Genomic DNA, 278 nt, shown 5'->3' with positions numbered 1-278 from the left:
CCATAATGTCGCCTCCTGCCTTCCGATGCTGCCAAAAGCAACAAAAGCATAACGTGCGGGGAGCCGTCCGAAGCCGGCCTCCCACATGTTCTGCTCACAGAGCTCCGCGGCGCGCCTGTTGATCTGGTCATGCATGCTGTTCACGGAAGCGACCCACTCCAAAAACTCCATCTTGGGGCGCAGATCAAGCAGCTGCTGTTGACATGTAATCCGTACATCACGCAATTGCTCGACTGAATTTGCTTTCTGAATGTCCGGCATTTCCGAATGCTCCGGAA

At 54.7% G+C, this 278-nt stretch carries 1 protein-coding gene; it reads right to left on the bottom strand.

Translation table 11 applies throughout. The features are described 5' to 3' along the window. On the bottom strand, positions 1-261 hold a 261-nt coding region (locus ACSNOG_RS33265; protein ID WP_436756398.1), incomplete at its 3' end, for a DUF294 nucleotidyltransferase-like domain-containing protein. Positions 262-278: the final 17 nt, after the last annotated feature.

The organism is Streptomyces sp. URMC 124 (assembly GCF_051386455.1).
Lineage (GTDB): Bacteria > Actinomycetota > Actinomycetes > Streptomycetales > Streptomycetaceae > Streptomyces.
The sequence above is the reverse complement of the archived record's forward strand: the minus strand, read 5'-3'. Positions and strand labels throughout refer to the sequence as shown.